At 59.5% G+C, this 12,708-nt stretch carries 10 protein-coding genes; 7 read left to right on the top strand and 3 right to left on the bottom strand.

The window, feature by feature from the left end; all coding sequences use genetic code 11:
• The first annotated feature begins 94 nt into the window (after nucleotides 1-94).
• Nucleotides 95-643: a cell division protein ZapC gene (locus V8N38_RS08595; protein ID WP_004928171.1), complete on the top strand. Its 549-nt coding sequence runs from the start codon at nucleotides 95-97 to the stop codon at nucleotides 641-643.
• A 6-nt stretch (nucleotides 644-649) separates the two neighbouring features.
• On the opposite strand, the gene V8N38_RS08600 is transcribed toward V8N38_RS08595, so the two are convergent.
• On the bottom strand, nucleotides 650-1,753 hold the full coding sequence (locus V8N38_RS08600) for a YcbX family protein (RefSeq protein ID WP_038874255.1): 1,104 nt from the start codon (nucleotides 1,751-1,753) through the stop codon (nucleotides 650-652).
• Nucleotides 1,754-1,856: 103 nt separating this feature from the next.
• Here V8N38_RS08600 and rlmKL point away from each other — a divergent pair, with 103 nt between their 5' ends.
• The 6 genes from rlmKL to rmf all read left to right on the top strand — a co-directional run bounded on the left by rlmKL (nucleotide 1,857) and on the right by rmf (nucleotide 9,914).
• Nucleotides 1,857-3,983: a bifunctional 23S rRNA (guanine(2069)-N(7))-methyltransferase RlmK/23S rRNA (guanine(2445)-N(2))-methyltransferase RlmL gene (gene rlmKL / locus V8N38_RS08605; protein WP_087762369.1), complete on the top strand. Its 2,127-nt coding sequence runs from the start codon at nucleotides 1,857-1,859 to the stop codon at nucleotides 3,981-3,983.
• A gap of 5 nt (nucleotides 3,984-3,988) precedes the next feature.
• Nucleotides 3,989-5,893, top strand: coding sequence for an ABC transporter ATP-binding protein (locus V8N38_RS08610; RefSeq protein ID WP_046686785.1), 1,905 nt, complete (start codon nucleotides 3,989-3,991; stop codon nucleotides 5,891-5,893).
• Between the two features lie 73 nt (nucleotides 5,894-5,966).
• Entirely contained in the window at nucleotides 5,967-7,283 is a 1,317-nt protein-coding gene (gene pqiA / locus V8N38_RS08615; protein ID WP_084826478.1) for a membrane integrity-associated transporter subunit PqiA, read from the top strand.
• Entirely contained in the window at nucleotides 7,270-8,916 is a 1,647-nt protein-coding gene (pqiB, locus tag V8N38_RS08620) for an intermembrane transport protein PqiB (RefSeq protein ID WP_060440264.1), read from the top strand. Before pqiA ends, pqiB begins: the two co-directional genes overlap by 14 nt.
• Nucleotides 8,913-9,473, top strand: a complete 561-nt coding sequence (pqiC, locus tag V8N38_RS08625) for a membrane integrity-associated transporter subunit PqiC (RefSeq protein WP_147839490.1) — start codon at nucleotides 8,913-8,915, stop codon at nucleotides 9,471-9,473. The genes pqiB and pqiC overlap by 4 nt, the downstream gene beginning before the upstream one ends.
• A 270-nt stretch (nucleotides 9,474-9,743) precedes the next feature.
• A complete protein-coding gene (rmf, locus tag V8N38_RS08630; RefSeq protein WP_004928150.1) occupies nucleotides 9,744-9,914 on the top strand; it encodes a ribosome modulation factor in 171 nt (56 codons plus the stop codon).
• A gap of 317 nt (nucleotides 9,915-10,231) precedes the next feature.
• On the opposite strand, the gene fabA is transcribed toward rmf, so the two are convergent.
• Together fabA and V8N38_RS08640 are read right to left on the bottom strand one after the other, a co-directional pair.
• Nucleotides 10,232-10,750 carry a bifunctional 3-hydroxydecanoyl-ACP dehydratase/trans-2-decenoyl-ACP isomerase gene (gene fabA / locus V8N38_RS08635; RefSeq protein ID WP_049200448.1) on the bottom strand — a complete coding sequence of 173 codons (519 nt, stop codon included), beginning with the start codon at nucleotides 10,748-10,750 and terminating at the stop codon, nucleotides 10,232-10,234.
• 68 nt (nucleotides 10,751-10,818) lie between these two features.
• Nucleotides 10,819-12,567, bottom strand: a complete 1,749-nt coding sequence (locus tag V8N38_RS08640) for an AAA family ATPase (RefSeq protein ID WP_147839489.1) — start codon at nucleotides 12,565-12,567, stop codon at nucleotides 10,819-10,821.
• Between the last annotated feature and the right edge of the window lie 141 nt (nucleotides 12,568-12,708).

The following is a 12,708-nucleotide window of genomic DNA, read 5'->3' on the forward strand; positions in this document are numbered from 1 at the left end:
GCGGAATTATCCGATGTTTAAGCTATTTTATCGGTGATAAAATCGCCTTTTAGGGTGAGTGCAGCGTTGGCATAGGCAGCGAGAAGGATACGAAATGAAGATAAAACCTGACGATAATTGGCGTTGGTATTTTGATGCCGAACACGATCGGCTAATGCTGGATTTAGCTAATGGTATGATCTTTCGTTCACGTTTCCCGGCCAAAATGTTAACGCCGGACGCCTTCGATGAATGCGCTTTTTGCGTGGACGACGCTGCCCTTTATTTCACCTATGAAGAACAGTGCAAACAGGTCAAACTCAGCCATGAGCAGCGCGCCGAGCTGGTGTTGAATGCGCTGGTCGCCTACCGTTTCCTGAAACCGCTGATGCCGAAGAGCTGGCATTTCTCGCAGCAGCATTACCCGTTGCAGCCGAAAAACGGCGAGCTGGCGGCGGTGAAAGTGATGGAAAGCGGCGCGGAAGCGCGCCTGCTGGTGGTAGAGGCCGGGGATAACGCCAGCCTGTGCCTGCTGGCGCAAAATCAGCTGACGGTCGCTGGCCGCACCATGGTATTGGGCGATGCCATCAAGGTGATGCACGATCGGTTGAAACCCTGCGCGCAGGATGAAAGCGCCGCCCCGGCTTACGACAGGGCGGTATAAGGCGGATTACGCCAGGGTCAAATCACTTTTCGGGATGCAGCTGCAGCACAGGATGGTGCCGTTGTCGCCCAGCGCGCTTTTCTTCAGGGGCGCGACTTCACCGCTCAGCAACGTAATGCGGCAACTGCCGCAAATCCCGGCACGGCAGGAGTAAGGTACGCGGATGCCTTGCTGTTCCAGCTGCTCGAGCAAGATCTGCTGGTTATTGCCGGTAAACACCTTTCCTTCGTATTCGATAGTGACGCTGTGCTCGCTGTCTTGCGGCGCTTGCACGCTCTCCACCACTTTCCCGGCGCCATAAGGGCGCGGCGGCTTGGTCGACAGAACTTCCACCGTATCGCCCACGCGAATGATGCCGCTGTTACGCGCGATCATATTCTGGCCAAAATCGATGTCGCCGTTGTCGGCGGAACGGAATTTTTGCAGCGTGCTCAGCGGTTCGCCGCTCGGGTGCTTGCGGCCGCGCTCGGTGCTGACGGTGGTGAGCACGCAGCGGCTGCAGGGTTTCACCAGATCGAACATGACGTCGCCGACGCGGATCACCTGCCAGCCGTCCTCGGCCCAGGCGGTTGCGCCGCTCACCACCAGATTGGGGCGGAACTGCTCCAGCTTGATGCTGCCGGGGCAACGCTGCTGCAGATCGTTGAACGAAGCCTGGTTAATCAGCAGATAAGGATAGCCGTCGGCAAACGTCAGCGGGATTTCGGGGTGCTTTTTCACTCGGCGGGTCAACTCCGGCCCCAGCCAGCGCAGCTGCACGTCACGCTGGAAATAGCCGCTCAGCCAGCGGTTGATCTCATCCGGCGCGATCAGCGCGGTGAAATGGTTGCCCCATACCTCGGTCGGCTGCGGCGCGGCGGCGAAGTCGCTGAAGCGAATGGCGGCGCTTTCGCCGTCCGGCGCGGTCAGGAATAGCCCGTCCGGCAGCAGCGCCGGCGTGAACAGCACCATCTGCGGGTATTGGCGCGCGGTAATAAAGGTGCCATCCGGCTCGGTGATCATAAAGTTGCGGTCGAAGGCCAGACCGCTGCTGCCGACCTGGGCGTAAGAAAGCTGCAGACCGCGCAGTGATTTAACCGGATGGACGTAGAGTCTGGAAAGCGTGATCACCCTTATCTCCGTGCGATGATTAAATAGAAGGGAGCAACTTTATGACAAGCGGTGCGGATTAGCTATAATGCGCAACAATTTTCTTTTTGGTGATAAGCACGATATGAACTCTCTGTTTGCCAGCACGGCGCGTGGATTGGAAGAACTGTTAAAAAGCGAGCTGGAAGCGCTTGGCGCTCACGACTGCAAAGTGGTGCAGGGTGGGGTACATTTTCAGGGTGACGATCGTCTTCTGTACCAAAGCCTGCTGTGGAGCCGCCTGGCTTCGCGCATTCTGTTGCCGCTGAACGAATTCCGCGTGCACAGCGATCTGGATCTGTACCTCGGGGTGCAGGCGATCGACTGGCCGAGCATTTTTGGCGTGGATAAAACCTTTGCCGTGCATTTCAGCGGCGTGAACGAAGAGATCCGCAATAGCCAGTACGGCGCGCTGAAGGTGAAAGACGCCATCGTCGACAGCTTTACCCGCAAACTTGACCAACGCCCGACGGTCGCCAAGCAGCAGCCGGATATTCGCGTTAACGTCTTCCTGCAGCGCGATATGGCCAGCGTGGCGCTCGATCTGAGCGGTGAAGGCCTGCATCAGCGCGGTTACCGCGATCTCACCGGCCAGGCGCCGCTGAAGGAAAACCTGGCGGCCGCCATCGTGCTGCGTTCCGGCTGGCAGCCGGGCACGCCGATGCTCGATCCGATGTGCGGCTCCGGCACGCTCTTGATCGAAGCGGCAATGATCGCTGCCGATCGCGCGCCGGGCCTGCACCGCCAACACTGGGGCTTCAGCGCCTGGAACGGCCACAACGCCGAACTGTGGCGTGAAGTCACCACCGAAGCGCAGGTGCGCGCACGCCGCGGCCTGCAGGAAACCGCCTCTCGCTTCTTCGGCTCCGATATCGATCGTCGGGTGATTGAAATGGCGCGCGGCAACGCCCGCCGCGCCGGCGTCGCCGAGCTGATCACCTTCAACGTCGGCGACGTGGCGCGCTTGACCAATCCGCTGCCGGAAGGCCCGCACGGCACCGTGATCAGCAACCCGCCGTACGGTGAGCGTCTGGAAAGCGAACCGGCGCTGATCGCGCTGCACAACATGCTGGGCCGCGTGATGAAAAGCGCCTTCGGCGGCTGGCAGCTTTCGCTGTTCAGCGCCTCGCCGGAGCTGTTGAGCTGCCTGCAGCTGCGCGCCGAGCGCCAGTTCAAGGCGAAAAACGGCCCGCTGGAGTGCGTGCAGAAAAACTATCAGCTGGCGGCGAACCCGGCCGGTGCCACTACCGGCGGCGTGCAGGTGGCGGAAGATTTCGCCAACCGTCTGCGCAAGAACTTGAAGAAGCTCGACAAGTGGGCGAAACAGCAGGGCATTGAATGCTACCGCCTGTACGATGCCGATCTGCCAGAATACAACGTCGCGGTGGACCGCTACGGCAGCAAGGTGGTGGTGCAGGAGTATGCGCCGCCGAAAACCGTCGATGCGCAAAAAGCGCGTCAGCGCCTGTTCGATGTGATCAACGCGACGCTGGCGGTGCTGGAATTGCCGTCGAATCAGCTGATCCTGAAAACCCGCGAGCGGCAGAAGGGTAAGAACCAGTACGAGAAACTGGCGCAGAAAGGCGAATTCCTGCTGGTGGAAGAGTATAACGCCAAGCTGTGGGTCAACCTGACCGACTATCTCGATACCGGCCTGTTCCTCGATCACCGCATCGCGCGCCGCATGCTGGGCGAGATGAGCAACGGCAAGGACTTCCTCAACCTGTTCGCCTATACCGGCACCGCCAGCGTGCATGCCGGGCTGGGCGGCGCGCGCAGCACCACCACGGTGGACATGTCGCGTACCTATCTGGAATGGGCGGAGAAGAACCTGCGCGCCAACGGCCTGACCGGCCGTCAGCATCGGTTGATCCAGGCCGACTGCCTGTCGTGGCTGAGCAACGCCAACGAACAGTTCGACGTGATCTTCATCGATCCGCCGACGTTCTCCAACTCCAAGCGGATGGAGAACACTTTTGACGTGCAGCGCGATCATCTGGCGCTGATGAAAGATTTGAAACGGTTGCTGCGCCGTAACGGAACCATCATGTTCTCGAACAACAAGCGCGGTTTCCAAATGGATATGGCAGGGCTGAGCGCGTTGGGCCTGGAGGCGAAAGAGATCACCGCCAAGACGCTGTCGCAGGACTTTGCCCGTAACCGTCAGATCCACAACTGCTGGCTGGTGACTCACGCCGGCGAAGGAAAATAATTACTATGTCGTTAATCAGCATGTCCGGCGCCTGGCTTTCTTTCAGCGATGCGCCGCTTTTAGACAACACCGAAATTCATATCGAAGACAACGAGCGCGTGTGTCTGGTCGGGCGCAACGGCGCCGGTAAGTCCACGCTGCTGAAGATCCTCGGCAAAGAGATCCCGCTGGACGACGGCCGGGTGATCTACGAACAGGATCTGATCGTGGCGCGCCTGCAACAGGATCCGCCGCGCAATATCGGCGGCAGCGTGTTCGACTTCGTGGCCGAAGGCGTCGCGGAGCAGGCGGAACACCTGAAGGCGTACCATGCGATTTCCCACCTGGTCGAGAGCGATCCGAGCGAGAAAAACCTGGCGCGCATGGCGCAAATCATGGAGATCCTCGATCATCAGGGGCTCTGGCAGCTCGACAGCCGCATCAGCGAAGTGCTGCTGCAGCTGGGGCTGAACGGCGACGCCGAGCTTTCCTCGCTGTCCGGCGGCTGGCTGCGCAAAGCGGCGCTGGGCCGCGCGCTGGTGAGCTCGCCGCGCGTGCTGCTGCTCGACGAACCGACCAACCACCTGGATATCGAAACCATCGACTGGCTGGAAGGCTTCCTGAAAGAGTTTGACGGCAGCATCGTCTTCATCTCGCACGATCGTTCGTTTATCCGCAACATGGCGACGCGCATCGTCGATCTGGATCGCGGCAAGCTGGTTTCCTGGCCGGGCAACTACGATCTGTATCTGCAGAGCAAAGAAGAAGCGCTGCGGGTGGAAGAGCTGCAAAACGCCGAGTTCGATCGCAAGCTGGCGCAGGAAGAGGTCTGGATCCGTCAGGGCATCAAAGCGCGCCGTACCCGTAACGAGGGGCGCGTGCGCGCGCTGAAGGCGCTGCGCGTCGAGCGTTCAGAGCGCCGTGAAGTGATGGGCACCGCCAAGATGCAGGTGGAAGAGGCGACCCGCTCCGGCAAAATCGTATTCGAGCTGGAAGACGTCAACTATCAGGTCGGCGAAAAAGTGCTGGTGCGCGGTTTCTCCGCTCAGGTACAGCGCGGCGACAAGATTGCGCTGGTGGGGCCGAACGGCTGTGGCAAAACTACGCTGCTGAAACTGATGCTCGGTCAGCTGAAAGCCGACAGCGGCCGCGTGCACTGCGGCACCAAGCTGGAAGTGGCTTACTTCGACCAGCACCGCGCGGATCTCGATCCGGAGCGCACGGTGATGGACAACCTGGCGGAAGGCAAGCAGGAAGTGATGGTCAACGGCCGTCCTCGTCACGTCTTGGGCTACCTGCAGGACTTCCTGTTCCACCCGAAACGCGCGATGACGCCGGTGAAGGCACTTTCGGGCGGTGAGCGTAACCGCCTGCTGTTGGCTAAGCTGTTTCTGAAACCGAGCAATCTGCTGATCCTCGATGAACCAACCAACGATCTCGACGTCGAAACGCTGGAGCTGCTGGAAGAGCTGATCGACGGCTATCAGGGCACCGTGCTGCTGGTCAGCCACGATCGCCAGTTCGTCGACAACTCGGTGACCGAGTGCTGGATCTTTGAAGGTAACGGCGTGATCAACGCCTTCGTCGGCGGCTATTACGATGCGCATCATCAGCGCGCCACGGCGAAACCGATTCGTCAGGCGGCGCCGAGCGCGAGCAAACCGGCGGCGGAGAAAAAGGCCGAACAGCCGAAGAAAGCGGCGGCCAAGCTGAGTTACAACCTGCTGCGCGAACTGGAACAGCTGCCGCAGCGGCTCGAACAGCTGGAGGCGGAAATCGAAGCGCTGCAGGCGCAGATGAGCGATGCCGACTTCTTCACGCGGCCGCACAGCGAAACGCAAGAAGTGCTGACGGCGCTGGCTAACGCAGAGCAGGCGCTCGAGCAGGCCTTCGCCCGTTGGGAAGAGCTGGAAGCGATGAAAAACGGCTGACCGTTGCGATACCGCCCGCGCGCTGCTGCGGGCGGTATCGACGTGCCGGTGAGCAACGTTATTGAGGAGGAATATGGTGTGTTCCCACAACAATCATCAGCAGCATAGTCATTCCGTACCTTCGGCGGAGCACCAGGATAACCTGATGCTGTGCCCGCAGTGCGACATGCTGGTGGCGCTACCGCCGCTGGCCTATGGCAGCAAAGCGGTATGCCCGCGCTGCAAAACCACGCTCAGCGTCCGCTGGGACGAACCGCGCAAGCGGCCGATCGGTTACGCGCTCAGTGCCTTGTTCATGCTGGTGCTGGCCAACATTTTCCCGTTTATCAACATGCGCGTCGCCGGCCTCGGCAACGAAATCCGGCTGATTCAAATTCCGGAGGTCATGGTGGCGGAAGATTACGCCAGTATGGCCACCTTGTTTATGGTGTTCGTGCAGCTGATCCCGGCGTTTTGCATGGTGGCGATCGTTCTGCTGTGCGCCAAAGTGCGCTTGCCGCTGGGGCTCAAAGAGTGGATGGCCCGGGTGCTGTTCCAGTTCAAAACCTGGTGCATGGTGGAAATTTTCCTCGCCGGGGTGCTGGTCAGCTTCGTCAAGCTGATGGCCTACGGCGATATCGGCATCGGCAGCAGCTTCGTGCCTTATTGCCTGTTCTGCCTGCTGCAGGTGCGCGCCTTCCAGTGCGTGGATCGGCGCTGGCTGTGGCAGGACATCGAACCGGCACCGCGTCTCGATCGTCCGCTGACGGTGGGGCGCACCGGCATGCGCCAGGGCGTGCGCTCCTGCGCCTGCTGCACGGCGATCCTGCCGGCCAATCAGGTGAGCTGCCCGCGCTGCCACACCAAGGGCTACGTGCGCCGCCGCCACAGCCTGCAGTGGACGTTGGCGCTGCTGGTGACCTCCATCATGCTGTATATCCCGGCCAACCTGATGCCGATCATGGTGACCGAGGCGCTGGGCAACAAGATGAACTCCACCATCATGGCGGGGGTGATCCTGCTGTGGGGGGACGGCTCTTATCCGGTGGCGATGGTGATTTTCATCGCCAGTATCATGGTGCCGTCGCTGAAAATGCTGGCGATCGGCTGGCTGTGCTGGGATGCCAACGGCAGGAAGAAGCCGCGTGCCGACAGCGAACGCATGCACCTGATTTATGAAGTGGTCGAGTTCGTTGGCCGCTGGTCAATGATCGACGTATTTGTGATCGCCGTATTGTCGGCGCTGGTGCGAATGGGGCAGTTGATGAGCATTTATCCTGCGACGGGCGCCGTGCTGTTCGCGCTGGTGGTGATCCTCACCATGTTCGCCGCCATGACATTTGATCCCCGGCTGACCTGGGATCGCGCAAGTGAAACAATCAACAAGGAGCCGCAAGGTGACGGAAAATAATCATAGCGTCGCAGACGTTGAGAAGATCAAACGCTGGTCGCCGGTGTGGATCATTCCCATCGTGACCGCGCTGATCGGCGCCTGGATCCTGTTTTACCACTTCAGCCATCAGGGGCCGGTGGTGACGCTGGTCACCACGACGGCGGAAGGGCTGGAAGCGGGTAAAACCAAAATCAAAAGCCGCAGCGTGGACGTCGGCGTGGTGGAAACCGTCACGCTGAGCGATGATCTGAGCAAGGTGATGGTGCAAGCGCGTCTCAATTCCGGCATGGAGAAATTGCTGCGTCAGGACTCCGCCTTCTGGGTGGTGAAGCCGCAGATCGGCCGTGAAGGCGTCTCCGGGCTGGGCACGCTGCTGTCCGGCGCCTATATCGAACTGCAGCCGGGCAGCAAGGGCAAAGACGGCAAAGACAACTATCAGCTGCTCGACGCGCCGCCGCTGGCCTCCCCGGACGCCAAGGGGCTGCGCATCGTGCTGGACAGCGAGAAATCGGGCCAGCTCAACGCCGGCGACCCGGTGCTGTTCCGCGGCTATCGCGTCGGGTCGGTGGAAACCAGCTACTTCGATCCTAAAGAACGCGCCATGCGCTATCAGCTGTTCATCACCGCGCCTTACGACCAGCTGGTCACCACCAACGTACGCTTCTGGAAAGACAGCGGCGTGGCGTTCGACATGTCGGCGCAGGGCATGCGGGTGGAGATGGGATCGCTGACTACCCTGTTCAGCGGCGGCGTCAGCTTCGACGTGCCGGACGGCTGGGATCGCGGTGAACTGGCGAAAGAGAAGGCGGAGTACCAGCTGTTCGACAACCAGCGCAGCACGCAGGATTCGCTGTATACCGTGCATAAGGACTACCTGCTGTTCTTCTCCGATTCGGTACGCGGCCTGCAGCCGGGCGCCCCGGTAGAGTTCCGCGGCATCCGCCTGGGCACGGTGGCTCAGGTGCCATTCTATAAAGAGGGCATGGCGCAACGCCTGGATAACGACTACCGCATTCCGGTGCTGATCCGCATCGAGCCGGATCGCTTCCAGAAACAGCTGGGCGGTAATTTCGATATCGAAGGGCATTTGAAGGACGCGGAATCGCGCGGTATGCGCGCCTCGATGAAGTCCGCCAACCTGCTGACCGGTTCGCTGTATATCGATCTCGACTTCTATCCGCAGGAGAAACCGTGGAAAGGGCCGCGCGAGCTGTTCGGTTATCCGCTGATGCCGACCACCAGCGGCGGGCTGGCGCAGATCCAGCAGAAACTGATGCAGACGCTGGACAAGATCAACGCGATGCCGATCAATCCGATGATCAACGAAGCGACCAAGACGCTGGCGGAAAGTCAGAAAACCATGAAGTCGACGCAGCAGACCATGAAGTCGTTGAACGACATCATCGCCAGCAAAGAGATGCAGGCGCTGCCGCAGGACATGCAGAAAACGCTGCTGGAGCTGAACCGCAGCATGAAAGGGTTCCAGCCTGGTTCACCGGCTTACAACAAGATGGTGGGCGATATGCAGCGCCTCGACCAGGTGTTGCGTGAGCTACAACCGGTGCTGCGCACCCTGAATGAGAAGAGCAACGCGCTGGTGTTTGAAGCCGCCGGCAGCACTGACCCTCAGCCGAAGAAGGCCACGAAATGATGAAATGGATCCCGGTAGCCCTGGCGCTGTTGCTCAGCGCCTGCAGCAGTTCGCCACAGAAGACCTACTATCAGTTGCCGGCGCTGGGGGCGCCGGCCGCTGCCAGCAGCAGCGGCGCTTCCACGCGCCAGCTGTGGCTGGAGCACGTGAGCGTGGCGGATTATCTGGCGCAGAACGGCGTGGTGTATCAAACCAACGACGTACAGTATGTGATAGCCCAGAACAACCTGTGGGCCAGCCCGCTCGACCAGCAGCTGCAGCAAACGCTGGTCACCAACCTGAGCAGCGCGCTGCCAGGCTGGGTGGTTTCTTCGCAACCGATGAGCAGCGATCAGGATGTGCTGAACGTGACCATCAGCGGTTTCCATGGCCGCTTTGACGGCAAGGCGATCGTTCGCGGCGAGTGGGTGCTGAACCGCCAGGGGCGCTTGATCAAACGGCCTTTCAGCCTGGAGTTGAAACAGGGTGAGGACGGCTATGATGCCCTGGTGCGCACGCTGGCGCAGGGCTGGCAGCAGGAAGCCCAGGCTATCGCAGCACAGATGGGCGGCATTTAGTCATAATTTGGTCTAAAATCGTCTAATCCCTGTCAGCGTGAAAAGTATTTTTTTCTCCCTGGCAGGGATTTCTTTTTCATTTCAAAAAGTTAAACCCTTTCCCGGCAGATCAGCCACTTAGCACTTTCCTCGGGCGTAGCTCACAAATATGACATTGGCGTGAATTTTGCGCATTGATCTTCTCTTCTTTTAGCGCTATTGATAACTCGTGGCTGCGCAAAAAGCAGCCATTGTTTTCTTTCCACCAGACCAAAATGAGGGAAACGAGGCATGAAGAGACAGAAACGCGATCGTCTGGAAAGGGCGCATTCGAGAGGGTATCAGGCAGGTATTTTAGGGCGTTCCAGGGAACATTGTCCCTACCAATCATCAGTGGACGCCCGGTCTCAATGGCTGGGAGGTTGGCGAGAAGCCATGGAAGACAGGGCTGTGACCGCTTAAGCGGCTCCCTGTCAAATAAAAGGAATAACCTCCGCCCTTTGGCGGAGGTTTTTGTTTGTGGCCTCTGAGGTGGCATCACCCAGGGCGTTCTCAGCGGGGTTATTGCTTCGCGCTGGCCTGACGAGGAGCGAGAAAGCGTGATTCGTATAGACGAGGCACGCTTTAGGCGCTCTGGCGGTGGGTAAACAGGAGATTCTTGAAGGGAGGGCGGAGGCGGTGCAAGGCATTGAGGGATAAAAGAAATGCCGCCACGAGAGACGTGACGGCATGCGCGATCGTTGGAAAAGAAGGCGGTGGCCGTCTTCTCGTCAGCGTGATTAGAACGCTGCGGTATCCTTGAACAGGCCCACTTTCAGATCGGTAGCGGTATAGATCACTTCGCCGTCAACCAGCACTTCGCCATCGGCGACGCCCATGATCAGCTTGCGGGTGATAACGCGCTTGAAGTTAATGCGGTAAGTCACCTTCTTGGCGGTTGGCAGCACCTGGCCGGTGAACTTGACTTCACCGACGCCCAGCGCGCGGCCTTTGCCTTCGCCGCCCAGCCAACCGAGGTAGAAACCGACCAACTGCCACATGGCATCCAGGCCCAGGCAACCAGGCATGACCGGATCGCCGATAAAGTGGCAACCGAAGAACCATAGGTCCGGATTAATATCCAGCTCCGCTTCCACATAACCTTTGTTGTGAGTCCCGCCGTCTTCGCTCATTTTGACCACGCGGTCCATCATCAACATGTTACCTGCCGGCAACGGTGGGCCACCGGCGCCGAACAGCTCGCCACGGCCGGATGCTTCGAGGTCTTCTTTCGTATAGGAATCGCGTTTATCTACCATGTTCTCAGTAAGCCTTATTTTAATGAAGGACGCAGGTTAGCTAACACGTGTACGCTGAACAAGTCCGATCAGCCGTGGTTGAACCAGTTGAGCCAGCGCAGCGGCCATGGACGACGGCGTTCCTGCAGGCTCACCTGCGCAATCCGTTCCTGAATGGCCGCCAACAAATTCGGCTGTTGTTCATCAGAGTAGAGGCAACCTGTAAGCAAAGGCAAGGCTTCCGCCGCGCTCTCTACCGCCCACAGATGGAATTGCCCCTCGCGTACCGCGTCGACGACATCTTGACGCAGGCACAGGTGGCGCACGTTGGTCACGGGCAATACGACGCCCTGTTTGCCCGTCAGGCCGCGGCGTAAACAAACTTCGAAGAAACCTTCGACCTTTTCGTTAACGCCGCCTATCGGCTGTACGTTGCCGAATTGGTCGACGGAGCCGGTGACGGCGATCTGCTGTGTGATTGGCTGCTGCGACAGAGCGCTGACCAAGGCGCACAGCTCGGCGAGCGAGGCGCTGTCGCCGTCCACTTCACCGTAAGATTGTTCAAAGACGATGGAAGCGGAGAAGGGCAACTGCTGATCCAAATCCAGTTCGGCGATAAGGAACGCCTGCATGATCATCATGCCTTTAGCATGCAGGTTGCCGCCCAGCTCGGCTTTGCGCTCGACGTCGGTAAACTCGCCGTCGCCAAGATGCACGACGCAACTGATGCGCGAGGGCTCGCCGAAGCTGCGCGGATGGCCGGGATAATCCAGGACTGACAGGCCGTTAATCTGCCCGATCACTTCACCCTCGGTCTCAATCAGGATCTGACCCAGCTCAATCTCATCCTGCATACGCTCGGCCAGATAGCTTTCGCGCCATTCGCGGGCATTCAACGCTGCCTCAAACGCTTTGGCGGTAATGCGCTCCTCTTCGGCATACAGTGCGGCCTCGGACAGCTGCTGGCCAAGCCAAACCGGCGAGAGTGGCAGGATGCCCTGATCGCCGGTGTAACGCACAGCCTGGACGATCAGCGGCGGCCAGGCGTCGGCCGCTAACATCGGCAGCTGCCGATCGGCAATCACGCCGTTGACGTAGCCGCACCACTGCGCCATATCATCGACTTCGGTCAGCTGCAGATCGTCTTCGTATTCGCCGTAGACCGCTTGTTCGCTCAGTTCCGGCTCGATATCGTGGAAATCGGCCAGGCCGTGACGGTCGCCGACCACAATCAGCCGCAGGTCCAGCGGCATCGGTGGAATGGCTACCGGCAGCGGGCGGGTTTCGTCTGGCGAAACCCAATGGAACTGGCGCTGGCCGATCATCTGCTTCAGCCGCAGCCATAGCAATGGCTGAGCCAGCAGCGCCCGAGCCGACAGGATCAGGACGCCGCCGTTGGCCTGGTGCACCAGACCCGGTTGCAGGGTAATGTCGCCATTGTGGATCCGTACGCAACCAAACAGCTGCTCCGGTTCAATCCACTCCTGGAACAGACAAGCACCGCCGGCGGCGAAAGGTTCATCGCCACGGCTGGCCGGCTCTATGCTGACCTTGCCATCCTGAATGGCATAGTGGCTGCCGCGGCATGCCGTATTCTTCGCCAGAAGCGGGTTGACGGCGTGTGCGATCAGTTCTAGGTATTCTCGCGTTTCTTGCGCTTTCAACAGCATGAAACGCGGTGGCGATTGAGGGTGGCAAAATAGCGTCAGGGCATTTTCCAGCCGAGGCTGAATGGCGGAAAAGGGCACGGGTGCCAACTGAGCGGCGGTATCAAATATCGCCTGATAAGGCGTTACGTCCGGCAATAAAGATTGCCATTCAAGTCGGTTATTGGTCAAAGTGTTAGATGCAATCGTTAAAAAGGGAAAGGGCGATTATACAAGAATAACGGCGGCTTGATACATGTGGAGTGCCAGTTGGCGTCAGGGAGTTTGACATCGCGCGATGACTGTGCAAAAAACAGTCTAAAAGACGGCTTA

Origin of the sequence: Serratia nevei (assembly GCF_037948395.1) — a bacterium.
Lineage (GTDB): Bacteria > Pseudomonadota > Gammaproteobacteria > Enterobacterales > Enterobacteriaceae > Serratia > Serratia nevei.